We start from the raw sequence: 24,793 nt of genomic DNA, 5'->3' as shown, positions 1-24,793 counted from the left end.
CCTCACACATTGGGCATGTCCACGCGACGCGTCAGGGTCAGGTCGAGCCCCGACGACGAGAACACGATGGGCAGCGGGTGCGACACCTCCACGTAGAAGCCCTCGCTGTCGTTGGTCCCGCTGGTGACGGTCGCGTCGTCCAGCCACGAGGGCAGGGCCTCCAGGGCCGCCGCCTCCGCGCCCGGCAACTGCTCGGCCCCGGCCACCCGGGCGCCGGCGCGCGCGGCCGACTCCAGGCGCTCGGCCGCCACGAAGGCCAGGAACGCCTCGATCGCGACGACCGCGGTCAGGAGCAGGATCGGGAAGAACGCCGCGAACTCCAGGAGCGGGCCGCCGCGGTCGGCGTCCCGCCCCGGGGAGGGACCCCGGGCGGTGGGGCCGCCCCGGCCGGAGCCGGGACCGGCGGTCGGTCGGCTCATGGCGCGGTCCCCCGCGGCTCCACCTCGGGGACGACCAGGGCCTCACCGGTGATGTCCCACGGCCCCGTGACCCCGGGCAGGAAGATCGGCATGGCGAGCGTGACCCGCGCGAACCGCCCGCCGTCGCGCTCGACGACGCTCACCGTCATCACGTCCTCGCCGTCCCACGGCGGCCGCACCCGTTTGCGGGCCTCCTCACCGATGCGCTCCGTGTCATCGGGGGTCACGGAGGCCTGCCGGGCGGCCTCGGCGGCGCCGTGCGAGGCGTACATCGAGGTGATGCCGAGAAGCAGGACCTGCCACACCAGTGCCATCGCGAGCATCATGAACGGCACCGCGGCCGCGAACTCCACGATGACCGCGCCGTCGTCGCGGCGGCGCCGGGCGCGCGCGGACCGCGGCTCAGCCATCGAACCCACCGCGGCCCCCGCCGCCCCACGGCCCCGCCGCCGGGCGGCCCCCCGAAGGGGTCGCGGAGGATCCGTTGGCGGCCCTGTGGGCCGGGTCGGGAACCGACGCGTTGAGGAACCCGGACACGTCGCGGGTGGAGGGCGCGAGCGCCTGGCGGTCCGCGAGGGCGGCGAACGAGCCCAGCCCGCCGGAGGGCGTGGTCGGCCCGCCCTTGCCGCCGCTGCCCGGAGGGGCCGGCGGGCTCAGCAGGTCCAGCTCCGCGGCCAGGCGCGCGAAGGCCTTGCGCAGGCCCTCGTCGGTGACCTTGGTCGGATCGCCGTTGTTCTCCCCGGGTTCGAGGGCCCGGTAGGCCGCGGGGACCGGGGTGCGCAGCACCCTGGTGCCCAGCAGCTGCTGGAGGAAGTCCGGCTGGATCTCGTTCTTGCGGCTGTGCCGTGTGACCAGCGAGTACACGTCCTCGTGGGAGCGGATCTGCAGCCGTTCCCACATGCCCATGAGCCGCTGGGCGCCGCGCAGCGCCGGGACGTCGGGGGTGACGGTGACGACCGCGGTGTCGGCGAGCTCCACCGCCATGGCGGTGGCCTCGTTCATCGTCGAGCCGCAGTCCACCACCACCAGCTCGTACCGGGAGCGCAGCGCGTTGAGGACACGGCGGGTGGCGCGGGCGGTGACGTCCTCGCCGCGTTCGCCGTGCTCGGGCGCGAGCAGGACGTGCGGGCCCCGGTGGTCCACGTACAGGGTCTCGGCGAGCATCCCGGGGGTGATGTCGTCCCCGGCGTCGACCAGGTCGCTGATGGAGCGGCGGTGGCGCAGGTTGAGGAACGCGGGCAGGTCGCCCGTCTGGAGGTCGAGGTCCACCAGGCACACGACCCGGCCGGCGGCCGCCGCGACCATCGCGAGGTGGACGGCGCAGGTGGTGGCGCCCACGCCCCCCTTGGCGCCGCTGACGGCCATGATCCGGCCGCGCACCCCGGAGGCGGGCAGGTCCAGGGACGCCGACTCCAGGTGGCGGCGCAGGGTCCGCGACCACTCCGCGGCCTTCGTGACGCGGGTCTCCAGCTCGGCGATCCCGGAGTCGTGGGGCAGCACGCCCCGGGCGCCGGCCTCCATCGCCCCGGTGAACGTGTCGGGGTCCATGGTGGGGGAGACCAGGAGGATCGCGAGCTGGGGGTGGCGGTGGGACAGGTCGCGGATGGCGTCGAACACCGGGGCGGGCCCCAGTTCCTGGTGGATGAGCACGACGTCGATCTCGGGGAACTCCCCCGCCGCGTCGATCAGCGCGGAGGTGGTGGGCCGGGAGGCCACCAGTTCGGCGCTGCCCAGCTCCTCGAAGCGCGCGGCCAGCACCAGCTCCGCCTCGGAGGTGGGCATCCCCGCCAGGACTCGGAACATCAACGTCTACCCCCCATGCGGCGCGGGCCGCTCGTCGGTCGTCTCTCCCTCGTCGGGGGTCGCGCCCCCGGCGAGGTCGTCGAAGTCCCCGCTGCAGAACTCGCTGGCCCCGGGCGTTCCGCCGCCGTCGGCGCTCACCAGCGCCAGCCTGAGCTTGGTGGAGAAGTCCTCCGCGTAGGCGAGCTGGAGCGCCGCCTGCGGGTCGAGGCGGAAGGTCACCGGGACCACCCCGGAGACGCCGCCGTTCTCGCGCTCCTGGGAGCGGAGCTCCCCGATGTCGAGGACCTCGACCTCGGTGATGATCCGCACCGCGCACGCCTCACCGTGGTCGCGCGGCTGGAACGTGCCGTAGATGTCCACGAACGATCCGCGCTGCACCTTGCCCGCGACACCGGTCTCGGCGTCGACCATGATCGCGATCTCGCGCTCGCCCGTGGTGAGGGTGGGCTGGGGCTGCACCATGCCGCGCTGGAGGTAGACGCCCTCCTCCAGGTGGGAGGCGGCGACGAGCTCCTGGTCGGCGGGCGTGTCCACGTCGGCCAGGTCGGTGATGAACACCTCGGGGTCGAAGTACATCCTCGGCACCTGCACCCGTTCGAGGGAGTCCTCGCCGACGGGCTGGTAGGCGTCCACGTCCTCCGACAGGCGGAGGACGGTCGCGAACTCGCCCAGGCGGTCCTGCTGCGAGTTGAGGTAGGTGAACACGGACGCGAACACGGCGACGGCGCCGATGGCGGCGATGACCATGAGCAACACGCCACGTCGCTGACGGGGGTTCATAGGGGGTCTTTTCCGTTTCCGGTGTCGTCGCGGAGCCGTCCGCCCGTCGGGCCGGCGCGGTCGCGGGTCCTAGCGGGAGTAGGTCCTGGGTGTACCGGGCCACAGGGCGCGGCCCGCGAACGGGGCGCCCTCCGGCCGGTCTGCGGTCGGTGGGATCGGTCGGCCGTCGGAGGCGCCCCTGCCGCCCGGGGGCGGAGGAGCGCCGTCGGACGGCGGGTCGGAGGGTACGGGCCCCGCCCGGCGCCGGTCGCGCGCGTGGCCGGGCGACGGGCCCTCCACCGGGCCCTGCGCGGGTCCGGGGGAGGGGCGACGCTGCGGCCGGGGCGCGGATTCGGGCACGGGGGGCCGGGACGTCTGCGGTGTCCGGACGCCTGCGCCGGTCCGGGGGTTGTCGGCCGAGCAGAAGGGGCAGGGCCTGCCCGACATGGGTTCGCCGCACCAGGAGCAGTACGAGGCGCGGACGGCGCCCGCCGCGTAGGCGAGCGCCTGGGGGTGGGCGCTCAGGGCCACGAACTCCACGTACCGGGACGTCCCCCAGTACACGGGCCCGAGCGGTTGGACGGGAAGGGTGCGGGTGGCCACCGGTTGGATGGCCTGCGGCAGGTTGTCGTCGAAGACCCCGGTGATGGACGGGTCGGGGGTGGAGCAGAGCAGTTGGACCGGCTGGACCGGGCGGAAGGGCAGCGTCCGGGAGACGTCGGCCGGACGCAGGCGTCCCACGCGGGCGGTGGGGGCGCAGTAGGCGAGGAAGGACACGGACGGCGCGAAGGAGCCCATGTGCTGGCGCATCGAGGTGGGGATGGTGGACAGGCCGGAGACCGTCTTCAGCCAGGCGCCCGCGAGCAGGTGCCGGGGGAGTTCGTCGCAGAGCGCGGCGACCATGCCCGGCGGCAGGTAGGGGGCGAGGTAGGCGAGCTGGTCCGCGATCAGCGACAGCGCCAGGGGGGAGAGGTCGACGGCGATCCCCGCGACGTGGTCGGTGCGCATGGAGCCGCGCGCGAAGTTGATCGCGCGTTCGGCGTCCTCGGACCGCCAGGCGGGGTAGAGCGCGACGACCTTGCGGCCGGCGTCCACCTGTTGCCTCGCGAAGGCGACGAACGCCGAGCTGCGCTCGCCGATGCCCTCGCCCCGCATCGCGAACCGCTGCGCCCGGACCTCGCCCACATGGCCCGTGCTGGGGATATCCGCCAACAGGGCGACGGTCGTCGCCGACCGAGGTTGGGCTCTGGACACTGGGCAAGCTCCATCGGTTCTGCGCGCTTGGGAGAGATCTGAAGCAGAGCGGCCTCCCGCGTCGAAGGTGCCACCCGAACGCATCGTAACGAATGTGCGGCTGAAGGGGGGAGACCTCGCATTTGTCGCCATTGAACAGGAGGCGCGGGCCGACCGGAAGGGCCGGGGGCGGGAACCCGCGTGCGCGGCTCGCGCGCGGCGCCTCCCGCGCGGGTCCCGGGGGACCGGCCCGGGGCGGGACGCCGGTCGTGTCGGCCGCATGCGACCAGGGGGTGGACAGGCCGTTCTGCGCCGGTCCGGTGGACATGTGTGTGTCTTGCCCGGCGTGTTCGCGGGCTGTACGCGCGTCCGTCTCCTCGCCTCCGTCCTTCCCACCCACCCAAGGATGCCCCTCCGCTCCGCCTCCCACCAGTGCCCACGGCCGAACTGTGGAAAACTCCCCGGCGGGCACGGGTGTCGCGTGCGTCTCGTCGGGGGTTGGGGCGTCCTGCCGAGGGAACGAATCGGAGGGACTTCGCGTCATATCTTGAGAAGTCAGACGCCCCTGAGGAGACCAACGATGCGCAAGGCAAACCGTGCCGCGGCCGGAGCCGCCGCCTGGCAGGTCATCCAGAACTCCGACACCGACATCTCGGTCTGGAAGCGGATCGGGGCCGTCCCGCGCATGCTCGGGGCCAAGATGCGCGGCCGGTACCCGGACCTGAGCAGCGGGAAGCTGCTCGGCATGCTGGTGCTGGCGGTCTACATCGTCTCGCCGGTCGACTTCGTACCCGAACTGTTCATCCCCCTGCTCGGCCTCGCGGACGACATCGGCGTCGCCGTGTGGCTGACCACGATGGCGCTCGGCGAGAGCGAGCGCTTCGTGCGGTGGGAGCGGCAGAGCCAGGCCCAGCAGGCCTTCCACCAGGCCAACCGGCCCGGTGAGGGCACCGGTCGGCCGGATCCCGGACAGGCGGGCCCGGGCCCCGAGGGCGCCCGCGACGGGGCCGACCGGACCGCCGCCCGGAGGTCCTGACGGGCGGGACGCCCGGCCTCCCGGAAGCGCCGACGGGCCCCGCGTGTCACCGGACACGCGGGGCCCGCTCCGGTCCGTCCGTCCCCGCGGCCGGGTCCCGGGTCGGCCCCGGCGCCGACCCGCCCCGTGACGCGCGGGGACTGAGACCGGAAGGCAATTGTGGTCGGTCCGAAAATGGTGACAGTGTGACGTCTGTGGCTCCGTAACGGTGCGGACGGGCCCTGCGGCCCGCCCGCACCCTGGGCCGGAGCGTGTCGTGGGCCACAGCGTCCGGCCGTGTGCCGCCGACGGAAGGCCGTCCCCGCAGCCCGCCGCTCCCGCGGGTCGCGGGGCCGGCGCCCCGCCCGGGGGTGCCGGGAGCGGCCCCCGTCCGCCGCTCCGGCGCGGGATCACCGGTCGGGGCGGTCCGTCCCCCGGTACGACGCGTGGTCGAAGTCGGCGTGGCACCCGGTCCCGGCGAGGTCGTGCACCCACAGGCCGAGGAAGGCGCCCGTGAAACCCCAGGCCCTCACCAGGCCGGCGTTGCCCTCCCGGTCCGGATGGCCGCCCTCGCCGCCCTCGCGCTCGGCCGCGTGGTCGTCGGAGAGGATGCCCGCGTCCAGCACCACGCCCATGTCGGTCCACGAGCGCCCGTCCCGGGAGAGGCCGAACCGCAGTTCGGCGCCGTCGATCACGGCCCTCATGTGGCAGCGCTCCCAGTCCTCGACCACGACACGGTGCCCGACCTCCCGGTACCGGCCCCGGTCGCAGGTGAGGACCCTCGCGAACATCCCCTCCTCCTCGTCGAAACCGATCCGCAGGTAGTGCCAGTGCCGGGTGTTGTAGTACGCCGTGAGTCCGGCCATCTGCTGGAAGGTGCGGGTGCGGAACTCCATCACCGTCTCCATGGCGCACCGCTCGTGCTGGACGCGCCGCGCCACCAGGCTCGGCGAGCCGGTGCCCGCGGGGGACTGCCCGCCCCGGATCCGCAGGTGCCCCGGGCGCTCCTCCAGCGACAGCCAGTCCGCGGAGGCGTGGCGCCGCAGGGTGCTCCACTCGGGACGGAGCTCGGCGGCGTCGAAGCCGTCCGTCTCCGGCGGCTCCGGCCACGGGTGCGGCTCCAGCGCGGGGCCGGGCACCTCCTCGCGGGGCGCGGCCCCCTCCACACGCGGCCACCCCTCGGGCGACCAGGCCACGCGCTGGAGCGCCGTCTCCCGGCCGCGCACGCACCTTCCGCGCTCGGTGAGGGGGCGCGAGGCCAGGTGCGCCAGGAACCACTCGCCGCCCCGGGTCTCCACCAGGCTGCCGTGGCCGGCCTTCTGGAGGACCAGCGAGGGGTCGGGGCGCGAGGTCAGGGTCGGGCCGGCCGGGTCGGGCTCGTAGGGGCCCTCGATCCGGCGCGACCTCGCCACCGTGACCTGGTGGTCCCAGGTGGTCCCGCCCTCGGCGGTCATCAGGTAGTACCAGCCGTCCTTGCGGTACAGGTGCGCCCCCTCGGTCACACCGGCCTCGGTCCCGGTGAAGATGAGCCGCGCCTCGCCGACCAGCCGCATCGCGTCGGTGTCCAGCTCCTGGAGCACGATCCCCTTGAACGCGTTCCTGTCGGGACGCCAGTCGTTCAGGTTGGACAGCACCCAGCTGCGGCCGTCCGCGTCGTGGAAGACCGACGGGTCGAACCCCATGGAGTGCAGGGGCACCGGGTCCGACCAGGGGCCGGTGACCGCCGGTGCGGTGGTCACGAGGTTGGGGGTGTCCCAGAAGCCGCCCGCGTAGTTCTCCACGTTCGTGAAGATCAGGTAGAACAGCCCCTCCTTGTGGGAGAGGCAGGGGGCCCACACGCCGGCGGAGTCCCGGCGCCCCGTCAGGTCCAGGAGCCGCGCCTCGGTCAGCGCGCCGCCCAGGGGACGCCAGCGGACCAGGTCCCTGGAGTGGTGCAGCACCACCCCCGGGCACCATTCGAAGGTCGACGTGGCCAGGTAGTAGTCGTCCCCGACCCGCAGGATCGAGGGGTCGGGGTGGAACCCGGGGAGCACCGGGTTGGCGATGGTCCCGGAGAGCGCGGCGGTGGCGGGGAGGGTCGTCATCGTGGCCTTTCGTCAGTGCGGTTCGTGTGTGGTCGGGAGGGGTTTCCTACTTGCCGAACCCCGCGGCCAGCCCGCCCAGGAGGTGCCTGCGCCCGAACAGGTAGAGGGCGAAGATCGGCAGGGTGGAGAGGACGACGGCGGCCATCAGGCCGGGCACGTCGGTGCCGTACTGGGTCTGGAAGGACCACAGGCCCAGCGGGAGGACGCGGTTCTCCTCGCTCTGGGTGAGCACCAGCGGGAAGAGGAAGTTGTTCCAGGCGTTGAGCCCCACGAAGATGGCCACGGTGACCACGCCGGGGCGCGCCAGGGGGAGCACCAGGCGCAGGAACGCCTGGAGGTTGGTGGCGCCGTCCAGCGCCATCGCCTCGTAGAGCTCGCCGGGCACGTCGCGCAGCGAGCTGGTCAGCACCACGATGGAGATCGGCAGTGTGAACGCGGCGGTCGGCAGGATGATCGCCGTGAGGCTGTCGTACAGGCTGAGACGGGTGATGATCAGGTAGATCGGGATGATCACCGCCTGGGCGGGGACCGCCAGCCCCAGCAGGAACAGCAGGAACGCCACACGGAGGGCGCGGCTGCGGCCGCGCACGATCGCGAACGCCGCCGGCAGGGCCACGGCGAGGACCAGCGCCACGGAGCCGCACGCCACGATCAGGCTGTTGGCGAGGAACCGCAGGAACCCCACCTCGAGGACGTTGAGGTAGTTGTCCAGGGTGAGGTCGTCCGGCAGGGCCAGCGGGCCGTCGGCCATGTAGTCGCCCGGCCCGCGCAGGCTGGTGGCGAGCAGGTAGTAGATCGGCACCGCGACGACGACGAGCCACAGCGCGGCCCCGATCCCGCCGCCGACCGAGGGCCTGGTTCGGGTGGCCATGTCACATTCCCTCTCTCTGGCTGGTCATACGGGCGTAGCCGGTCACGCGCACCACCAGCAGCGACAGACCGGTGCCGATGACGACCAGCAGCACCGCGACGGCGCTCGCGTAGCCCATCTCGAAGGCGATGAAGCCCTGGTTGTACATGTGCAGCGGCAGGATGCGGGTCGCGTTGCCCGGACCGCCGTCGGTGAGCAGCAGGACGGTCTCGAAGTAGGTCATCGACCCGACCAGGATCAGCACGGACGAGGCGATGATCGTGTGCCGCAGCTGGGGGACGGTGATGTGCCAGAACCTCCGGAGGGGGGAGGCCCCGTCGAGTTCCGCGGCCTCGTAGAGGGAGCTCGGGATCTGCCGTGCCGCCGCCTGGTAGAGCAGCATGTGGAACGGCAGGAACTGCCACAGCAGGATGAGGACGATCGCGTACAGGGCCAGCGAGCGGTTGCCGAGCACGTTGCCGTCGGGCAGCCCGATCCAGGGGCCGATCTGGGAGGGCAGGCCGAAGTTCGGGTCGAGCAGCGCCTTCCAGATCAGGGCGATGGCGGCGGTGGACAGCAGGAGCGGGAGGAAGAACACGGCGCTCGCCACGGCCCGTGCGCGCTGGTGTCCCGCCGCCCATGTGCCGAACGCCAGGGCCAGGGGGGTCTGCGTCGCCCAGCACAGCGCGGTCAGGGCCAGGGTGACGCCCAGTCCGCGGGTGACGTCGTCGTCGCCCGGGAGCGCCCGCCAGTTGTCCAGGCCCACCCACTGCGGGGAGCCGAGCCCGTTCCACGCGGTGAGGCTGAGGTAGACGACCACCGCGACGGGAGCCAGGCCGAACAGGCCGAAGAACAGCAGGGCCGGAGCGGCCCAGGCGAACCCGGGCCGCTCCGCGGGGGTCGCGGTCCTCACAGGTGCTGCTCCATGTCCTGGGAGAACTCCTCGGGGGTGATGTCGCCGAGGAAGAGCAGCTGGAGGTTGGTCAGCAGGGCCTGCGAGGCGGACGGGGACAGCGCCTGGTCCCACGACTGGGTGAAGCTCGGCGCCTCGGAGACCAGCTGGTGGGTGAAGACGGCGAAGTCGGCGTGCTCGCTCTCCTGGAGCCGGTCCTCCACGCCCTCGATGGGGGGCACCTGGCCCGCCTCGATGAGCCCGTCGACGTACTCGTCGGAGGCGAAGGTCTCCACCAGGAAGTCCACGGCCGCGTCCGTGTGCCCGCTGTCGGCGTTGACGGAGAAGTAGTTGCTGGGGTTGCCGACGATCGCTCCGGGCTCGCCCTCGCCGCCCTCCACGGCCGGGAAGGCCGTGTACCCGAGGTCGCCGCTCGCCATGAACTCGGGGCTGTCCTGCTGCTGGCGGGCGATGTCCCAGGTCCCCATGAGGAACATGGCGGACTCCCCGGTGGCGAGCAGTGCCGAGGCGCTGCCGTTGTCGTAGTCGATGGAGCTGAAGTTGGTGCCGAACGCGCCCCTGTCCACCAGCTCCTGGCACATCTCCATGGCCCGGACGATCGCCGGGTCGCTCCACGCGCCCGCCTCGCCGTCGACGACGGCCTGGAAGCTGTCGGGGCCGCCGATCCGCTCGACCAGGTACGAGAACCACATCAGCTGGGTCCACCCCTGGGCCCCGGGGAGGGTGACGGGGGTGACGCCCCGCTCCTGGAAGGTGTCGACGGCGTCGAGCAGTTCGTCGTAGGTCTCGGGGGGCTCGATGCCGGCTTCCTCGAAGACCGCCCTGTTGTGGAACAGCACGACGGGCTGCACGCCGAGGATGGGGACGCCGTAGTAGGCGCCGTCGATCCGGGCGACGTCGAGCACGCTGGGGAGGAAGGCGTCCCGGAACTCCGGCGCGTCCTCCAGAGCCCCGGTCAGGTCGACGGCCTGGCCGGCGTCGACGTACTGCGCCAGGTTGCCGCCGCCCCAGTTGAAGAACACGTCGGGGGCGTTGGGCGAGCCGAGGGCCACCTGGAGCCGCTGCTTGTAGGAGTCGTTGACGTAGGTGACGAGTTCGGCGGGAACGTCGCTGTCGGCGTTGTAGGCCTCGATGCCCGCTTCGACCAGCTCGTTCACCGCGGCGTCCTCCAGGGCCCACACCTGGAAGGCGTCGCCGCCGCCGGGCCCGGTCGTCCCGCAGCCCGTGGCCAGGAGCATGGCCAGGGCCAGGGAGGTACCGCCGATCACACGTATCCGGTAGGTGCTTCTCATGGGGACACCGCTCTTCCGTCGGGGGGAGACGTGGGTCGAAATTCTCGAAATATTTCGATATGTTTCGGTTGGCACGACGCTAAGTTGTCCGAGAGGGTGCGTCAAGGCCCCCTCTGATTTCGGGTAGGTTACAGCGAATGCCCTCGAAAAGTTTCGAGATAGAATCCTGAAGGGCCGCGAACCGCTCCCGGCCCGGATCCGACGAGGAGGCGCATGCCACAGCGACGACCCACCCTGGCGGAGATCGCCCAGGAGGCGGGGGTCTCCGTCCCGACCGTGTCCAAGGTGCTCAACGGTCGCCTCGACGTCGCCGCGGAGACCCGCCGCCAGGTGGAACGGCTCCTGGAACAGCACCGCTACCAGCCGCGCAGGCACCGCGACGACCGGACGGTGGGCCTCATCGACCTGGTCTTCCTCGACCTGGGCAGCCCCTGGTCGATGGCGATCCTGGACGGGGTCGAGGAGGTCACCCACGAGGCGGGGTTCGGCATCGTGGTCTCCGCCGTGCACGACCGCAGCCGCACCCGCCCGGGGCGCAAGTGGCTGGACAACCTCCAGGCGCGCAACTCCGACGGCGTGGTCCTGGTCCTGTCCGAACTGTCCGCCGCGCAGCACGCCCAGCTGGACGCGCTGGGCATACCCGTGGTGGTGGTCGACCCCGTCGGAGACCTCGCCAAGGACGTCCCGGCGGTCGGCGCCACCAACTGGGCCGGGGGCGTCGCCGCGACCGAGCACCTCATCGGCCTCGGCCACCGGCGCATCGCCACGCTGAGCGGCCCCCCGGACGTGATGTGCAGCCGGGCGCGGGTGGACGGCTACCGGAGCGCGATGCGCGACGCGGGCCTCGCCGTCCCCGACGACTACGTCCGCTACGGCGACTTCCTGCTGGACACGGGCCGGACCGAGACGGCCGCCCTCCTGGAGCTGCCCGAGCCCCCCACCGCGATCTTCGCGGGGTCGGACCAGATGGCCCGGGGGGCCTACGGGGCCCTGTTCGACCGCGGGCTGCGGGTCCCGGACGACGTCAGCGTGATCGGCTTCGACGACCTGCCCGAGGCGCTGTGGGCGACTCCGCCGCTGACCACCGTCCGCCAGCCCCTGCGCGACATGGCGCAGATGGCCGCGCGCATGCTGCTCGACCTGGTCGGCGGGGACCGGCCCGAGACCACCCGCGTGGAGATGGCCACACGGCTGGTGGAGCGCAGCAGCACGGCCCCGCCCAAGGGCTGACCGGCCCGGGGTCCGCGCCCGGCGTGGGACGCGCGGAGGGGAGCACCGGGTGGCGGGCGCTCACGCGCGGCGCGGGCCGACGCCCGCGTGCGCGGTGCCGGTGAGCGGTCAGGGGCCGTCCCGGTCCTCGTCCGCGTCCTCGCTGCCGGGTCCGATCCGGACGACCTCCAGGTCCAGGCCCGCGGCCGGGCGGCCCAGCGCGGAGGCGAGCGCGCGCAGGGCCTGGCCCTCGGCCGCCTCCCGGCTCAGCGCCACCGGCAGGTCCAGGGCCGCCGGAAGGTCCTCCTGGGCCGGGAACCGCGTGTGCCACCCGGCGCCGTCGCACAGGACGGCCGCCGCGTAGCAGGGGTCGTCGCCGTCGTACCCGAAGAGGGTCACGTCGACCTCGTCGGGGGAGACGCCCAGGCGTTCGGCGACGACCTCGGACATCTCCTCCGCCAGCCCGGCCTCGTCGTCGCCGGTCACGACCGCGTCGGGCCGTCCCGGCAGTTCGACGACGGCGCGCCGGGTGCGGCCGTCGCCGGTGACGATGCCGAAGTGGTGTGTGTGCACAGGGCCTCCTCGCGAGAGTCTGGAGTCTTGCACGCCGGAGCCGCCCCCGGACAGGGGTTTTCCTGGACGGACCGGACGCCGCGGGCTCTCCCGGGCGCGTGCCGACCGGCCGTCGCGGGCGCGGGCGGCGGGCGGCCGGCCACTCCGCGGGGAGGGCGTCGGCGAAGGGTCCGGTCCCCGGGGTGCGCCCGCCTCCTCCCCGGTGGGCGGGAACGCGTGCGGCAGTGGCGCCGGGCGGGCGGCGTCCGGGGCCACGCCGGTGAGCGCGGGGCGCTGCCCCGAGCCGGGGCCCTGCGCTCCCCGGCGGCAGGGCGTCGTCGTCGGCGTTCCGGACAGGGGGCGTCCCGGGCGGGCGCAGAGGGGGCGGCCTCCCCGGGGCGGCAGGCCCGTGCGGGGGCCGGGGCGGGCTATGCCTGGTCGGGGCCGGGGACGATCAGGTCCACCATGCGGTCCACCAGGGGGCCGGCGGCGTCGTCGGCGAGCACCGCGGGCAGGGTCAGGTGCTCGATGAACAGACCCGTCATCGCCAGGTAGAGCGTCACCACGGTGGTCCGGTCGCCGGGGAAGCCGCCCTCCAGGTGGGTGCGCACGTTCTCCTCCAGCGTCTCCTTGATGGTGCGGGTCAGCTCCTCGCGGATGCCCGGGTGGCGGTTGGCCTCCAGCCGGAGCTCCAGCAGCGCCAGGTAGCCGTTGCGGTTGTGCTCGATGCGCCGCAGCAGGTCCCGCATGCCCAGCCGGGTCTGCTCCCGGGACGGCCGGGCGTTCGCGAACCGGTCCATGAACTCGTCGGTGGGGGTCAGGCGCACATGGACGTGCGCGCCCGCCTGGAGCAGGAGTTCGGCACGGTTGGCGAAGTAGTTCGACGCGGTGCCCTTCGGCACCTCCGCGCGGGCGTCCACCGCCCGGAAGGTGAGCCCCCGCGCCCCCTCCTCGGCCAGGACGTCGATGGCCGCGTCCAGGAGGGCGCGCCTGCGTTCGGGGTTCTGCCGCATGGTCTCGGTCTCCAGTCGTCGGGAAGAGCTGCTTGCTGCAACCACTTTAAGTGTAGTACTTTGGACGAAGTGGTCAAGAACGACTCAGGGGAGAACACCGTGAACATCGACCTCATCGGCATGGCGGTGCTCTGCGACGACCCGCGCGCGAGCGCCGAGTGGTTCGCCGAGCACATCGGCTTCGAGATCGGCGCCGACATCGGCTGGTACGTCAACACCCAGCACGCCCAGCACAAGAACCTGTCGCTGGACTTCGTCCGGCGCGACCACGCGTCCCTCGCCGAGGGGATGCTCGGCAGGACGGTGGCGGGGACACTCGTCGCCTTCCTGGTGCAGGACGCGGACGCGGAGGAGAAGCGGCTGCGGGAGGCCGGCCTGGAGATCGTCCTGCCGCTGGTCAGCGAGCCCTGGGGGCAGCGCCGCTTCCAGGTCGCCGGCCCGGAGGGGCTCTTCGTGGAGATTCTCCAGCTGGTCGCCCCCGACCCGCGGTGGATGAGGGACAACGGCTTCGCGCCGGAGTAGAGCGCGCGGGACCGGCCCGGGGCGCCGCGGGACCGGCCGGGGCGACCTGTCCCGCGGCGTGCGCACCGGGCGCCGGATCAGAAGTGCTCGGCGAGCGGCCCCAGCACCGGGACCCACTCCTGGGCGGAGACCTCCGCCACCAGGCCCTGGATCCGGAAGGGGTCCTTCTCGGTGTGGGCCACCGCCTCCTCGCGGGAGCCGGTCCGGAACAGCAGCAGCGCGCCGGGGGCCTCCTCGGGGCCGAACGGGCCCGAGCACAGGTTGACGCCCCGCTCGGAGAGCCCGGCCAGGTACTCCCGGTGGGCCGGCCGGTGCTCGTCGCGTGCGGCGGCGCTCCCGTCGGCGTAGGTGTAGGTGACGGCGAAGACGGCCATCGGTTTCCTCCCGTAAGGCGTGGTCAGGCGGTGGGCACCGCTTCCGCCGCCACTGTGCCACAGGCGGTCCCCGGGGCGCCGACCGGGTTCCGGCCGCCACCCGGTCCTCCCGGCCCCCGGCACGACGGGGCGCCGTCACATCCGGGCGAGGGCGTGCTCCCACACGGCCTGGACGGCGGCGACGCCGAACCAGACGGCGGCGGTGACCGCGGCCGCCGTCAGTGCCCCGGTGACCAGGTAGACGGTGACGGCGATCGTCCGGCGCGCGCCCCGGTGCCCGGGGGTCCGGCAGTTCATCGGCCGCCTCCCACGCGCTCGGGACGGGGCGCAGCGGAGCCGAGGGGCGCGGGCGCGCCGCGCGGTGCGGTCCCTTCCCCGGAACCGGGCGCGGACCCGGCCAGCATCCCCGCGAACACGGCGGACTCCCCGGCCAGTACCCACCGCAGCAGCGCGGAGAGGCTGGGGTGCGCGGTCCCGGAGCCGTCGGCGACCGACGCCGTCAGGAACACCCGCACCTCCCCGAAGTCGGCCGCCGCGTCCCGCAGTAGGTTCCCGAGCCCCAGGGTCCGTGCCGCCCACTCCTCCGGCGGCATGCCGCCGGGCGCTGCCGAGGTGCCGCGGACCAGGTCTGCGCGGGTGACCACCACCGCCAGACGGGTCCGCGCACGCCGGGGCCGCAGTCTGCGGCCGGACATGCGGTACTGGCGCCGGATCTCGTCGCGCACCGCCCCGTACGCCAGTTCGGGGTCGCGGACGCGCGAGCGGTGCCCGGACAGGCGCGACCGCTCCCCGGCGGTCATGGACCGCCACACCGCCTCGACTCCCAGGGGGTCCACCACCAGCACGAACGTCGACGCCTGCCCCAGATAGGTGAGGTCCTCGGTGGTCGCCGACCGGTTGAACCGCTCCCCGGCCGCGTCGTACACCTGGAGGAGGAGGGTCCGCCCCTCGGCCCCCACGCGTACCGTCAGCCCGCGGACCTCGCGCCCCGGGGGAGTGGGGCCGGTCCGGTGGGCCGCGGTCAGGAGCCGCTCGCTGTCGCGCAGCCGCCGGACGGTCTCCTCTCCGACGGGCTCCACGTACGCCTCCCGTGTGCCCCGCGCGGCCTGGGCCAGCGCCAGGTTCATCCCCGCCACCAGGCGGGTCTTGCCCGCGCCCGCGCTGCCGAACAGCGGCAGCACGAACTCCCGGGCCTCACCGGGCCGGTGCTCCAGGCCCCGGTCGCAGTGCGGGCACAGCGCGTCCAGGTCGGCCGAGCCCAGCAGGAGCAGCGTGGGGAGCCGGGCCCCGCACAGGCACCGGCGCCGCAGCAGCCCCCGGAGCCCCGGGCGGATCGCACCGTGCCTGCGCCCGCACCGCGTGCACAGGTACGCCGGGTAGCCGAGCCGCAGGAAGCAGCCCGGGCACACCATCCGCACCCGGCGGACCACCAGCAGGCCGGCGTCCACGACCCGCAGCACCCCCACGAACGTCCAGGCCGCCGCCAGGTACGCGGCCACCACCAGGGCGTGGACCGCGAAGTGCGCGCCCAGGAGCACCCCCCACACGGCCGACGCGGCCCAGGTCCGGCCCACGATCGTCCGCAGGTCCCACCAGGCGGGGCCCCCGTGGTAGGCGCGGTGGGCCGGGTCGTCCCCCTCGCCCGGGGGCGGGTCCTCGGGGCGGCCGCCGCCGAACATCACCTCGTGCGTCCGGCGGAAGTACAGGCCCGTCAGCACGGACCCGCCGACCACGGCGGCGGCGACGCCCAGGGCGACGACGGCGCTCACCAGGAACGCCAGCAGCCACCAGCGCAGGACGTAGACGACCACCAGCCCGAGCACCGCCGCCGACGCCGCGGCCGCGCAGCCCGTCCCCAGGTCCGCCCGGCCCCCGTCCCGGCGCGGCCACAGCTCTCCCGCGAACCCCGCGACCCCCGCGGTCCGTGCCCGGCCCGTGCGGCCCCGCCGAGCGGCCCCCGCCCGGCGCCTGCCCGCCCGCCGCCCTCCGGCGCCTTCGCGCCCCCGGGCCGCCGCACCGCCCGGGGGCGCGAAGCCTTCGGCGCCCGTGGCCGGGCCTTCGCCCGTGGGACCGCTCACGAGCGCCGCCCGCCTGCCCGGCGACCCAGCCCGAACCGTCTCCGCTCCCGTTCCCCGCGCCGCCGCCGCGCCCACTCGTCGAACGCCGCCGCCCCCTCCCGGGGCAGCTGTCTGCGCACCCCGGCGAGGTGGCGGCGGCGCCACGCCGCCACGGCGGGGGACAGTACCGCCGAGTCCAGGCGCCCCCCGCGCTCGTGCCCCGCCAGGTCCTCGTGCCCCGCGGCCAGGTACACCGCAGCCGCCGTCGCCGTGTCGGGCCGGTCGTCGGCCAGCCGGGCGGCGACCACCCCGCAGAAGGCCCCGAACACGTCCTCCGGGCACCCCCGCAGAGCCGCGGCCAGCGTCCCGGGACTCCGCCATCCGGACAGCACGCCCACGACCGTCCGCCGGGCGACGGCGTCCACCGCCGGGTGGACCTCAACGAGCGCCCGGTACACGGCGGCGAGCCGCTCCGGCCCGTGCTCCTCCCCGGCCCGGCGGAGCCCGGCCAGGAGGGGGCGGACCTCCGACCACTCCACCGCCACGCGCTGTCCCGCCACCGGAAGCCGGTCGCGCAGCCAGTGCCGGGACACCTCGTCCACCAGGTCCCGCCACGCCCGCTCCCCGTCGGGCGCGGGCGCGGCCACCATCGCCTGGGCCACCCAGCCGCCCACGCCCGGGGACACCAGGACACCGGGGCGCATCGCCCGCAGGGCCAGCAGGGCGGAGTGCGGCCCGTGCCCGGGTCCCCACACCTCCGTCAGCAGGGCGTCGTCCAGATCGTGCTCGGCCAGGCCCGGGGCGTTCGACGCCCGCCCCTCCCGGCGCACCGACACCACGTACGCCAGCAGCCCCACGGGGTCGGAGCGGTCGTCGGTACCCAGGCGGCGCAGCTCGCGAAGGCGCGCGCTGGCCCCGTCGCGGTCGTCGGCGAACAGGGCGCCGGCCGGGCCGACCGCCACGTCCGCGAGCCGGTCGGGTGGCAGGACCGCCAGCCGCTCCGCCGCGCCGCGCCGCACCTCGCGGTGGTGGGACAGCAGGACCGCCACGGCGGGATCGGGCCACGCCGCCCGCGGCGCCCCGTCCCGCAGCCCGGGGGCGGGGGCGGGGGCGGCTCCCGCGACGCCGGGCGCGGAGGGACGGCCGAAGCGGGGGTCCGCCAGCAGCGGGGCGACGACCTCGCGCCCGTACCTCTCCAGGCTCACCGCCGACGGCGCCAGCCCTCCCGCGCGCGCCCAGCGCAGCAGCTCCACGGCCCGGTCGGGGGCGACCCCGCCGCCCCCGGCCCCGCCGCGCCGGGCCGCCGTGTTCACGCCGGGCTCCTCCACCGGGGCAGACCCCGCCCCGGGCCGCCTGCCCTCCGGCGCCCCGGCCTCCGGACCGGTCCCGTCCGGTTCCGTCCCGACCCGTGCGGACCGACCGGGCGAGGGCTCCTCGGAAGGCTCGCCGGCCAGGAGCGCGGAGATGCGCTCACGCGCCGCCGCGCGCACCGCGTCCGACCGCATCGGCGCGACCCGGGGAGCGGCCCCGCCCCCGGCGATGCCGTCCAGGGAGCGGTGCACCAGAAGACGTTCGATCCGCTCCGTGACCTCCTCGGCGCCCACCCGGTGGGCCAGCCGCTGCAAGCCGGCCAGCGCCCCGTCGTCCAGCGTCCCGGCGCCGGAGTCCAGGACCCGGGCGACCAGCGACGCCGTGTCCCCGGGGACGAGCCACTCCACGGCCTCCGACAGCCACTCGCGGACGGCCCGCAGGTCCTCCGGGCCCAGTGGGTCGCCGGCCAGGGCCGCCGCCGCGGCCAGCACCGGCCGCCAGTCCGCCAGGCGCCGCTCCCTCCCCGACGCGTAGGGGGCGGCCCCGCGCCACAGGCCCACCGCCCCGCGGGGCCCCGCGCCGACCAGCCGGGCGGCCACCGCCCGCGACCGCTCGTCGGGTTCGGGCAGCCGCCCGGGGGAGTCCGCCCCCGGGTCGTGCACGGTGAACCGGTCCTCCCACGGCGAGGTGTCCGACCCCGGCGGCACCCCGATGACGTGGACCGGAGTCCCGTCCGGGTCGGCGCCGTACGTCGCGAACGACAGCAGCCGCGCCCGCTCCGGCGGCATCAGGTGGGTCAGCGCCGCCACCCAGTGGGCGACGGAGGCGCTGTCGGCCACGAGCACGAGCGGCCGGGCGCCGTCCACGGCCCCGTCCGCGCAGACCAGCAGCCGCACGACCGCCTCCGGGGGCAGGCCGCGCACCCAGGCCTCGGTCCGGCGCCGGTCCAGGGGGCCGCGCCGCACCTCCAGCACCGGGAGCCCGGTGCCGCGGACCGGTGCGTCCGCCCAGAAGCGGGCGCCCCACAGCTCGGCCGGCAGCGGGCCCCCGTCCCGGGCACCGCCGGCCCCGTCGCCCCCCGCCGCGCCTCCGGCGGGGACCAGGCTGTGCGCGAAGTAGTTGCCCGGCCGCCCCGAGGGGTCGTCGCCGCTGGACACGACCCGGCTCACCACGGGGACCCCGCCGAGGTCCGGCGCGTAACAGAGGTTGACGGGGTGTGCGGCGACCCCGGAGGGGGAGGAGCGGCGCGGCGGCTCGTAGACGGTGAACCGCTCGACCTCCCTCAGCACCCGGGGGTCCACCCCGGGCGTGGCCGCGTTGAACTGGTATCCCGCGTACCCCGACAGGCCGTGTTCGCACGAGGTGTAGTAGAGCTGAGCGAAACCCATCGGCGCGCCCTTCCGGTCGTTCTGGTCTTTCGCGGGGGATCCTGCGGCCGGCGGACCGGCCCTGCGGGTACGCCGCGCCGGGGCGGCCGCGGCTCAGGGGCCGTCCCGGGAGGGGACCACCCCGAATTCGCCCAGCATCCACAGGAACGGGTCCGCGACCCGGTAGGGGCGCACCCCTCCCCGGACCCGGTTCCCGTCGTCGGGGGCGCCGCCCAGCGCGGACACCCCGAAGTAGCGGGCGTTGCGGTAGTGGTTGCGCACGTGCCCGTCGATCCCGCCGCCGTCCCACCGGTGGAGGAGCTGCTGGACCTGGGCGTGCACGTCCTGGCTGTCGGAGTCGTCGAAGAACGGCTCCCCCGGCTGGGGCCGGTGCAGGGGGGAGCCCGCGTCCAGCTGGCCGTGCAGCGCGTCGATCTTGGTCAGGCACACCGCCATGGGGACCCGGATGAGGCGGCCGGCCGCCCCGGGCCGCTTCAGGAGCAGATCGGTGACCCTGCCCAGCATGTCCAGCGGCCGCCCCGCGTTGCGCCCGGGCGCGGGCATCCTCGTCCCCGCAGGGGCGAGCCTGCGCGCGCCCTCCATCTGGAGCGGGTCCAGCAGCAGGATGACCCCGTCGGCGTTGTTGAGGTACCGGAGGTTGGCCTCGACGCTCTCCTCCGACGTCAGGTCCTCCCCGGCGGTGTCGAAGAACGACAGCAGGGTGTGCCGGGGCCGCCGTCCGGTCAGCCCCCGCCGGGGCGCCGTGAACCGGAACACCAGCGGCTCACGCGTGGTCCCCGTGCGCCGGGTGGCGCCCAGGAGCCGTTCCTCCTCGTACAGCGGGGTCTCGTAGTCGGCCCGGAACCGGTGGCGCGTGTGGTCGTCCGAACCGCCCACCGAGGCGCCGAACCTGGCGCCCACGCGGTTCATCAGCTCGTGGATGAGCACCGTCATGAACACGGTCTTGCCCGCGTCACGGGCGCCGACCAGGGCGATCAGCCGGCTGCGGGTGCGTCCGAAGTTCACCGGCAGCTGCGCGTGGCAGGTGGCGCACACCTGTTTGCCGGTGGTCGACGAGCACTCCGGGCAGACCGCGAGGGCCCGCCGACCGTCGGCCCCGAACACCGGGGGGAGCAGTTCGCGGCGTCCCAGGTGGGTCCGGACCGCCGTGTCCTCGACGGGCGCGCAGACCCTTCCCCCGGGGCCGGGCCGCCCGGTGCACCGGAACCGGATCAGGCGCTCGGTGAAACGCGAGTAGCAGTAGGGGCACACGAGGCGTCGGCCGTCCAGGGGGTTCAGGGCGTGCAACGCGGTCAGGGCTCTCACAGGCGCAGCTCCTTCACCGAGGGCTGGCGCAGGCGCGCAGCGCGGTCGTCGTCGGCGGCGGGGAAGCACATCAGCCAGCCGGGGCCGGCCCCCCGGGGAGGCCTCACGCGCACCGACACCCGCTCGCCCGCGCCCAGGCGCCGGGAGGGCAGGGTCGCCAGGACACGTCCCTGGGCCCCCGAGTGCGGCTGCACCTCCCCCTCGGCGTAGACCACGGACACCTCGGGCATGGCGCAGGCCCGGTCCGCGACCAGGTGGACCACGCGTTCGCGCCGCAGCAGACCGGCCGTCTCCACGCGGTAGGAGATCACCGCCCGGCCCGGCACGGTGACGGACACGGGAGCGCCCACCGCCTCCTCGCCGCCCGACACCACGACGGTGCGGACGCTCACCCGCACCGGGTCCGATCCCATGGCGGCCTCGAAGCCGCCGTCCGCCCCGTACTGGCGCCGGGTGCACCGCGCGCTCCCGGACCCGTCCGGTCCCCGCGTGCGCTCAGGCCCCCCGGGGGGCTCGGGGGCCCAGGCGACCAGGGCCGCGGCGGCCTCGTCCGGCCAGGTCCACCCCAGCCGGACCGAGGTGTCGAAGCGCTCCGCGCGCAGCCCCCCGACCGGGGGCGCGGTCGCGATCCGCACCGAGCGGCCCACCACGGCCCGGTCGCCGGCGACCGTCACCGCCAGCACGTGGCCGATCCCCGCGCCCAGGAGCAGCCTGGCCCGCTCGCGTCCGGGCCCGGGGTCCCCCTCCCGGACCGGTTCCGGCCCCGGTACGGGTTCCGGCTCCCGGACCGCCTCGGGGCCGTGCGCGGCCACCTCGTCGGGGCCGACCACCGCTCCCGGCTCCCACCTGGACGGCTCCGGGCCCACCCTCAGGACGACCCGGCCGCGGGGCGGCCGGGTCCAGTGGACCCGTACCCCCGCGCCGCCGTCCGCCGACACGGCCAGGTCGAGCACCGGAGGGGGCGGAGGCCCGGGGGTCGCCCGGCGGACGAGTCCCTCCGACGCACGGGCGTGCCCGTTCGAGGTCAGGTAGACCGCCCGCACCCGGTAGAAGTACTCCGTGTCCGGGCGCACGTCGCAGTCCCGGAACCCGGCGCCGTCCGTCTCCACCCTGACCCCGTCGCCCGGCCCCCTCGGCGCGGCCCCCTCGCGCCGCCACGCGTCCACGCGCACCGCCTCCGCCGGGGCCTGCCACGAGGCGGTCACCGACGTCTCGCCCGCTCGTACGCGCAGGTCGCAGACCTCCGGCGTGATCATCACCGGGGAGGTCTCCGCCGGATCGGACACTTCGCGGCCGCCGCGCACCGCCACCACCGCGTAACGGGCGTCCGTGCCGACCGGGGCCTCGGTGTCGGTGATCTCGGTCCCCGACAGCTCGCCCACGGCGACCTCGCGCGCGGTGCCGGCCCTGCCGGTCCGCCGCACCACCCGGTAGGTGACCGGTCCCGCCGGGCCCGGTCCGGGCTGCCACGACACGACCACGTCGCGGCCGTCCACGCGGGCGCGGGCTCCGCGCGGCGGCATCGGCTCCGCCTCCCCGGGCCCGGCGGCCGGGGCCCCGTCGCCGGCGGCCGTCCCCACCGCCGCGGCGAGGGCGCGCGCGGCCTCCTCGCCCCCGTGGCGTCTGCGGTCCTGTGCGTCCCAGGGCATCGTGCCGTGCCGCTCCCCTCGCGCTCGTGGTGGTCGTCGGCGTCGCGGGAGGGGGCTCCGCGGCGCGGAGCCCCCTCCGGGTCAGCCGGGGGCGCGGGTCATGGCGACGGCCTCCCCGGCCCGCTCCACTCCCGCCCTGCCCGTCCCGCCGGTCCGTCCGTCGAAACCGGTCGCCCGTCCGCTCGCCGGGTCCCGGCCGCGCACGTGGAGCAGGCCGGTCCCGGGAAGGCGGGACCCGATCCGGAAGGGGGTCCCCGCCGGTCCGTGGGGAAGCCCCGGAAGCAGTGCGTCGCCGATGCGGACGCGGTGGTCCGGGGAGGGGGCGGTGTCGTCGCCCCCGGCGTTCCCGGCGACGGCGGCGCGCCCGGCGGCGACCTCCGCCGACCCTCCGCCGTCGTGCGACCCCATCCGACTCGCCCTTTCGCCTCCGGAACGACCACGGCGCAGCGCTGTCACGGCGCGGCCGGTGTATTCCGCGATCATACTCGCGGAGGCCTTCGCCGACGGGGAGAACGCACGCGACACATTCCCGGGGTCGCGCATGTTCTCGGAGGGATTGTTCCGGCCTTCCACCTGCGCTTTCGTGCGCCATCCGAAAACGTCCGATTATGCACTGAAGAGCTTTATATGGTGCTCATGAGGCTCTGAATATGTGTTTTTCGGCGATCGTGACAACGGTTTGCGAAGGGACGTGCGGCGGACGGCGTTCACGCGGTTGCCTCCCGGACCGGCAGCGGCCGGAGCCCGGGGGAGGCCGGGGCCGGGGCGCACGGCGGAGGGCCCGGCGGCGGCCGGGGGCGCCGGGCCCGTCGGCAGGCGTGCTCAGGACAGGGCGCGGTCCAGGCGGCTGCCCAGGTCGTGGGCGAGCAGCCGGATGTAGGTCTCCGTGATGTGCCCGGCGTCCCGGTAGATCATCACGTTGCCGATCACCGCGGGGCACGCGCCGTCGACGCAGAACCGGTCGCTGAGGTCGAGCATGTGCGCCTCGTCCCCCAGCGCGAGGACGGCCTCCTCCTGCGGATCGGCGTGCTCGAAGGCCTCACCCTCGGACACCTCGCAGCGCTCCGGCTGGTCGAGGTTGGCCGACACGCACTCCACCACGTCCCTCTGGTGGCGGGGGGTGTCCCTGATCGCGACGATCGGGCCCGAGACCTCGGCCACGTCCTGCCACAGGCGGTGCATGCCCTCGGCGATCGCGGTCTTGCCCTCCTCGACGGTCTCGGCGCCGAAGGGGCGGCTGGTCGTGGAGGAGCTGGTGAAGACCAGGTCCGGGGCCAGCTCCGCGAACTCCTCCACCACCCCCCGGTTCCACTCCTGGCACTCCTCGTAGGCGCCGCCCTCGGCGTCCGCGGTCATCGTGTCCGTGAACGCGCAGGAGGACTTCGTGTAGAGGAACAGCCGCCAGTCCCTCTCCTCGGCCATCTCGTGGAGGGCGGGGAACCACTGGGCGCTGTGGGAGTCCCCGACCACCGCCACCGTCGTCCCGGCGTCCTCCGCCCCGTACACGCACTCGGCCGACGCGGGGTCGCTGTCCTCCTTCGACGCCTGGCAGTCGTCGTCGTACAGCAGGGGCAGGTCGTCCTCGGCCCTGACCGGGGAGGGGTACGTCCACTCCCCCTCGGAGTCGGCGGAACGGCCGATCGCGGCCGGGCCGGTGTGCACCGACGGGTCGAACGTCACCGACCCCGACCGGTCGACCTGCAGGTACGCGGCTCCGCCCACCGCCGCCACCGACACCATGCCCGCGGTGGCCACGGCCAGCGCGGACCGCCCGCTCCGGACCAGGCCCCGGTCGCGCACCGGGTCCTCCACCCACACCTTCGTCGCCCACGCCAGCAGCACGGACAGGCCCGCCACCACGACCGTGTCCAAGGGGCCGAGCCCGTCCCGGCCGGTGAGGACGAGCGCGAAGACGATGAGCGGCCAGTGCCACAGGTACAGGGAGTAGGACACGTCCCCCACCCACCGGGCCGGCGCGGTGCCCAGGAGGGCCGACGCGGTCAGGCGGCCGGACCCCTGCTCGGCGGCGATCACCGCCGCGGTGCCCAGGACCGGCAGGGCCGCGGCCCAGCCGGGGAAGGGGGTGGCGTCGTCGTAGGCGACGGCGGAGGCGACGACGGCGGCCAGGCCCAGCCAGCCCAGGGGGGCGCGCACCCTCTCCGGCAGGCTGCCGTGGGCCAGGCCCACGGCGAGCAGTCCGCCCACCGCGAGCTCCCAGGCGCGGGTCGTCGGCAGGAAGTACGCGGACGCCGACTCCTGCGAGGTCAGCACCACCGAGCAGGCGAAGGACAGCACCAGCACCGACCCCAGGAGCACCGTGAGGGAGAGGGCGGTGGTCCGCCGGCGCCGCCGCGTGAGCGCCCACGCCGCGAACAGCAGCGGCCACACCACGTAGAACTGCTCCTCCACCGACAGCGACCAGAAGTGCTGGACGGGGCTGGGCGGCGTGTCGGAGGCCAGGTAGTCCACCGCCTGCCGGGCCAGGTAGAGGTTCTCGACGTAGAACGCCGAGGCCGCCAGCTGCCAGGCCGTGTCGGTGAGCCTGGTGATCGGCAGCAGGAAGAACGAGAGGACGCCCGTGCCCAGGAGCACGACCGTCGCGGCGGGCAGGAGCCTCCGGACACGGCGCACGTAGAAGCCGCGGATCGACACGCGTCCGTGCTCCGTCGCCTCGCGGTACAGCAGCGAGGTGATGAGGAAGCCGGAGATGACGAAGAAGACGTCGACGCCGACGTAGCCGCCCGGAAGCAGGGCGGGGTTCAGGTGGTAGACGAGGACCAGGAGGACGGCGACGGCGCGCAGCCCCTGGACCTCGGGGCGGAACCGGCGTTCGGCCCCGGGAGGTGTGGCAGGCATTCGGTGTGCTCCGCGAGCGGGTTCGGGGACGGGCGACCGGAAGGGCCGCGGAACTGGTGATCGCATTCTGTTATGTTCCGGCGACCTGTGTGGTGTTCCAAGGCAACACGAGGGGAGGTGTTCGCCCAACCTGGGCAGAGCGGACACCTTCCCGTGACCGGATGTTCCCCACACCGTCCCCGGGCTGGT

22 protein-coding genes are annotated in these 24,793 nt (G+C 74.9%); 3 read left to right on the top strand and 19 right to left on the bottom strand.

What is annotated here, in order from left to right; translation table 11 throughout:
• Nucleotides 1-2: 2 nt before the first annotated feature.
• From ACQPYD_RS25925 to ACQPYD_RS25905, 5 genes are all read right to left on the bottom strand, one after another.
• Entirely contained in the window at nucleotides 3-419 is a 417-nt protein-coding gene (locus ACQPYD_RS25925; RefSeq protein ID WP_433698099.1) for a TadE/TadG family type IV pilus assembly protein, read from the bottom strand.
• Nucleotides 416-829, bottom strand: a complete 414-nt coding sequence (locus ACQPYD_RS25920) for a TadE/TadG family type IV pilus assembly protein (protein WP_433698098.1) — start codon at nucleotides 827-829, stop codon at nucleotides 416-418. The genes ACQPYD_RS25925 and ACQPYD_RS25920 overlap by 4 nt, the downstream gene beginning before the upstream one ends.
• A complete protein-coding gene (locus ACQPYD_RS25915; RefSeq protein ID WP_433698097.1) occupies nucleotides 822-2,222 on the bottom strand; it encodes an AAA family ATPase in 1,401 nt (466 codons plus the stop codon). The genes ACQPYD_RS25920 and ACQPYD_RS25915 overlap by 8 nt, the downstream gene beginning before the upstream one ends.
• A 6-nt stretch (nucleotides 2,223-2,228) precedes the next feature.
• Nucleotides 2,229-3,002 carry a Flp pilus assembly protein CpaB gene (gene cpaB, locus ACQPYD_RS25910; RefSeq protein ID WP_433698096.1) on the bottom strand — a complete coding sequence of 258 codons (774 nt, stop codon included), beginning with the start codon at nucleotides 3,000-3,002 and terminating at the stop codon, nucleotides 2,229-2,231.
• A 69-nt stretch (nucleotides 3,003-3,071) separates the two neighbouring features.
• Nucleotides 3,072-4,193: a hypothetical protein gene (locus tag ACQPYD_RS25905; protein WP_433698095.1), complete on the bottom strand. Its 1,122-nt coding sequence runs from the start codon at nucleotides 4,191-4,193 to the stop codon at nucleotides 3,072-3,074.
• Between the two features lie 601 nt (nucleotides 4,194-4,794).
• Between ACQPYD_RS25905 and ACQPYD_RS25900 the strand changes: the two genes are divergently transcribed.
• A complete protein-coding gene (locus tag ACQPYD_RS25900) occupies nucleotides 4,795-5,250 on the top strand; it encodes a YkvA family protein (RefSeq protein WP_433698094.1) in 456 nt (151 codons plus the stop codon).
• 389 nt (nucleotides 5,251-5,639) lie between these two features.
• On the opposite strand, the gene ACQPYD_RS25895 is transcribed toward ACQPYD_RS25900, so the two are convergent.
• Genes ACQPYD_RS25895 through ACQPYD_RS25880 form a run of 4 tightly spaced genes read right to left on the bottom strand, consistent with a single transcriptional unit; the run spans nucleotide 5,640 to nucleotide 10,368 of the window.
• Nucleotides 5,640-7,313, bottom strand: coding sequence for a glycoside hydrolase family 43 protein (locus ACQPYD_RS25895; RefSeq protein WP_433698093.1), 1,674 nt, complete (start codon nucleotides 7,311-7,313; stop codon nucleotides 5,640-5,642).
• A gap of 46 nt (nucleotides 7,314-7,359) precedes the next feature.
• Nucleotides 7,360-8,184: a carbohydrate ABC transporter permease gene (locus ACQPYD_RS25890; protein ID WP_433698092.1), complete on the bottom strand. Its 825-nt coding sequence runs from the start codon at nucleotides 8,182-8,184 to the stop codon at nucleotides 7,360-7,362.
• A 1-nt stretch (nucleotide 8,185) separates the two neighbouring features.
• Complete coding sequence (locus ACQPYD_RS25885) at nucleotides 8,186-9,076, bottom strand: carbohydrate ABC transporter permease (RefSeq protein ID WP_267946124.1); 891 nt, start codon at nucleotides 9,074-9,076, stop codon at nucleotides 8,186-8,188.
• Nucleotides 9,073-10,368 carry an ABC transporter substrate-binding protein gene (locus ACQPYD_RS25880; RefSeq protein ID WP_433698091.1) on the bottom strand — a complete coding sequence of 432 codons (1,296 nt, stop codon included), beginning with the start codon at nucleotides 10,366-10,368 and terminating at the stop codon, nucleotides 9,073-9,075. Before ACQPYD_RS25880 ends, ACQPYD_RS25885 begins: the two co-directional genes overlap by 4 nt.
• 213 nt (nucleotides 10,369-10,581) lie before the next feature.
• On the opposite strand from ACQPYD_RS25880, the gene ACQPYD_RS25875 reads away from it, so the two are divergent.
• Nucleotides 10,582-11,598 carry a LacI family DNA-binding transcriptional regulator gene (locus ACQPYD_RS25875; RefSeq protein ID WP_344183537.1) on the top strand — a complete coding sequence of 339 codons (1,017 nt, stop codon included), beginning with the start codon at nucleotides 10,582-10,584 and terminating at the stop codon, nucleotides 11,596-11,598.
• 108 nt (nucleotides 11,599-11,706) lie between these two features.
• On the opposite strand, the gene ACQPYD_RS25870 is transcribed toward ACQPYD_RS25875, so the two are convergent.
• Nucleotides 11,707-12,150: a hypothetical protein gene (locus ACQPYD_RS25870; RefSeq protein WP_433698090.1), complete on the bottom strand. Its 444-nt coding sequence runs from the start codon at nucleotides 12,148-12,150 to the stop codon at nucleotides 11,707-11,709.
• Nucleotides 12,151-12,557: 407 nt separating this feature from the next.
• The gene (locus ACQPYD_RS25865) at nucleotides 12,558-13,142 is read right to left on the bottom strand and encodes a TetR/AcrR family transcriptional regulator (RefSeq protein ID WP_433698089.1); all 585 of its coding nucleotides are present in this window, start codon (nucleotides 13,140-13,142) and stop codon (nucleotides 12,558-12,560) included.
• 69 nt (nucleotides 13,143-13,211) lie between these two features.
• On the opposite strand from ACQPYD_RS25865, the gene ACQPYD_RS25860 reads away from it, so the two are divergent.
• A complete protein-coding gene (locus ACQPYD_RS25860; RefSeq protein WP_344183543.1) occupies nucleotides 13,212-13,664 on the top strand; it encodes a VOC family protein in 453 nt (150 codons plus the stop codon).
• A 77-nt stretch (nucleotides 13,665-13,741) separates the two neighbouring features.
• Here the strand turns inward: ACQPYD_RS25860 and ACQPYD_RS25855 are convergent, their stop codons facing one another.
• The 8 genes from ACQPYD_RS25855 to ACQPYD_RS25820 form a co-directional block, all read right to left on the bottom strand.
• Complete coding sequence (locus ACQPYD_RS25855; RefSeq protein ID WP_433698087.1) at nucleotides 13,742-14,038, bottom strand: YciI family protein; 297 nt, start codon at nucleotides 14,036-14,038, stop codon at nucleotides 13,742-13,744.
• Nucleotides 14,039-14,173: 135 nt separating this feature from the next.
• Complete coding sequence (locus ACQPYD_RS25850) at nucleotides 14,174-14,335, bottom strand: hypothetical protein (protein ID WP_433698086.1); 162 nt, start codon at nucleotides 14,333-14,335, stop codon at nucleotides 14,174-14,176.
• Nucleotides 14,332-16,116 carry a TRAFAC clade GTPase domain-containing protein gene (locus ACQPYD_RS25845; RefSeq protein WP_433698085.1) on the bottom strand — a complete coding sequence of 595 codons (1,785 nt, stop codon included), beginning with the start codon at nucleotides 16,114-16,116 and terminating at the stop codon, nucleotides 14,332-14,334. Before ACQPYD_RS25845 ends, ACQPYD_RS25850 begins: the two co-directional genes overlap by 4 nt.
• Nucleotides 16,113-18,794 (bottom strand): GTPase-associated protein 1-related protein, encoded by a 2,682-nt coding sequence (locus ACQPYD_RS25840; RefSeq protein WP_433698084.1) that lies wholly within the window; start codon nucleotides 18,792-18,794, stop codon nucleotides 16,113-16,115. Before ACQPYD_RS25840 ends, ACQPYD_RS25845 begins: the two co-directional genes overlap by 4 nt.
• Before the next feature lie 93 nt (nucleotides 18,795-18,887).
• A complete protein-coding gene (locus tag ACQPYD_RS25835) occupies nucleotides 18,888-20,099 on the bottom strand; it encodes a TRAFAC clade GTPase domain-containing protein (protein WP_433698083.1) in 1,212 nt (403 codons plus the stop codon).
• On the bottom strand, nucleotides 20,096-21,748 hold the full coding sequence (locus tag ACQPYD_RS25830) for a hypothetical protein (protein ID WP_433698082.1): 1,653 nt from the start codon (nucleotides 21,746-21,748) through the stop codon (nucleotides 20,096-20,098). The genes ACQPYD_RS25835 and ACQPYD_RS25830 overlap by 4 nt, the downstream gene beginning before the upstream one ends.
• Nucleotides 21,749-21,829: 81 nt before the next feature.
• Nucleotides 21,830-22,156, bottom strand: coding sequence for a hypothetical protein (locus tag ACQPYD_RS25825; RefSeq protein WP_433698081.1), 327 nt, complete (start codon nucleotides 22,154-22,156; stop codon nucleotides 21,830-21,832).
• A 414-nt stretch (nucleotides 22,157-22,570) separates the two neighbouring features.
• On the bottom strand, nucleotides 22,571-24,604 hold the full coding sequence (locus tag ACQPYD_RS25820) for an acyltransferase family protein (RefSeq protein WP_433698080.1): 2,034 nt from the start codon (nucleotides 24,602-24,604) through the stop codon (nucleotides 22,571-22,573).
• Between the last annotated feature and the right edge of the window lie 189 nt (nucleotides 24,605-24,793).

It is taken from the genome of Nocardiopsis sp. CA-288880, assembly GCF_050955985.1.
In the GTDB taxonomy this organism is placed as follows: Bacteria; Actinomycetota; Actinomycetes; order Streptosporangiales; family Streptosporangiaceae; genus Nocardiopsis; species Nocardiopsis tropica.
The sequence above is the reverse complement of the archived record's forward strand: the minus strand, read 5'-3'. Positions and strand labels throughout refer to the sequence as shown.

Excerpts from the sequence above, each read along its gene's own strand:
- ACQPYD_RS25925 (WP_433698099.1), bottom strand. The coding sequence starts at position 419 with ATGAGCCGACCGACCGCCGGTCCCGGCTCCGGCCGGGGCGGCCCCACC.
- ACQPYD_RS25920 (WP_433698098.1), bottom strand. The coding sequence starts at position 829 with ATGGCTGAGCCGCGGTCCGCGCGCGCCCGGCGCCGCCGCGACGACGGC.
- ACQPYD_RS25915 (WP_433698097.1), bottom strand. The coding sequence starts at position 2,222 with ATGTTCCGAGTCCTGGCGGGGATGCCCACCTCCGAGGCGGAGCTGGTG.
- cpaB (WP_433698096.1), bottom strand. The coding sequence starts at position 3,002 with ATGAACCCCCGTCAGCGACGTGGCGTGTTGCTCATGGTCATCGCCGCC.
- ACQPYD_RS25900 (WP_433698094.1), top strand. The coding sequence starts at position 4,795 with ATGCGCAAGGCAAACCGTGCCGCGGCCGGAGCCGCCGCCTGGCAGGTC.
- ACQPYD_RS25895 (WP_433698093.1), bottom strand. The coding sequence starts at position 7,313 with ATGACGACCCTCCCCGCCACCGCCGCGCTCTCCGGGACCATCGCCAAC.
- ACQPYD_RS25890 (WP_433698092.1), bottom strand. The coding sequence starts at position 8,184 with ATGGCCACCCGAACCAGGCCCTCGGTCGGCGGCGGGATCGGGGCCGCG.
- ACQPYD_RS25880 (WP_433698091.1), bottom strand. The coding sequence starts at position 10,368 with ATGAGAAGCACCTACCGGATACGTGTGATCGGCGGTACCTCCCTGGCC.
- ACQPYD_RS25875 (WP_344183537.1), top strand. The coding sequence starts at position 10,582 with ATGCCACAGCGACGACCCACCCTGGCGGAGATCGCCCAGGAGGCGGGG.
- ACQPYD_RS25865 (WP_433698089.1), bottom strand. The coding sequence starts at position 13,142 with ATGCGGCAGAACCCCGAACGCAGGCGCGCCCTCCTGGACGCGGCCATC.
- ACQPYD_RS25855 (WP_433698087.1), bottom strand. The coding sequence starts at position 14,038 with ATGGCCGTCTTCGCCGTCACCTACACCTACGCCGACGGGAGCGCCGCC.
- ACQPYD_RS25850 (WP_433698086.1), bottom strand. The coding sequence starts at position 14,335 with ATGAACTGCCGGACCCCCGGGCACCGGGGCGCGCGCCGGACGATCGCC.
- ACQPYD_RS25840 (WP_433698084.1), bottom strand. The coding sequence starts at position 18,794 with ATGGGTTTCGCTCAGCTCTACTACACCTCGTGCGAACACGGCCTGTCG.
- ACQPYD_RS25830 (WP_433698082.1), bottom strand. The coding sequence starts at position 21,748 with ATGCCCTGGGACGCACAGGACCGCAGACGCCACGGGGGCGAGGAGGCC.
- ACQPYD_RS25825 (WP_433698081.1), bottom strand. The coding sequence starts at position 22,156 with ATGGGGTCGCACGACGGCGGAGGGTCGGCGGAGGTCGCCGCCGGGCGC.
- ACQPYD_RS25820 (WP_433698080.1), bottom strand. The coding sequence starts at position 24,604 with ATGCCTGCCACACCTCCCGGGGCCGAACGCCGGTTCCGCCCCGAGGTC.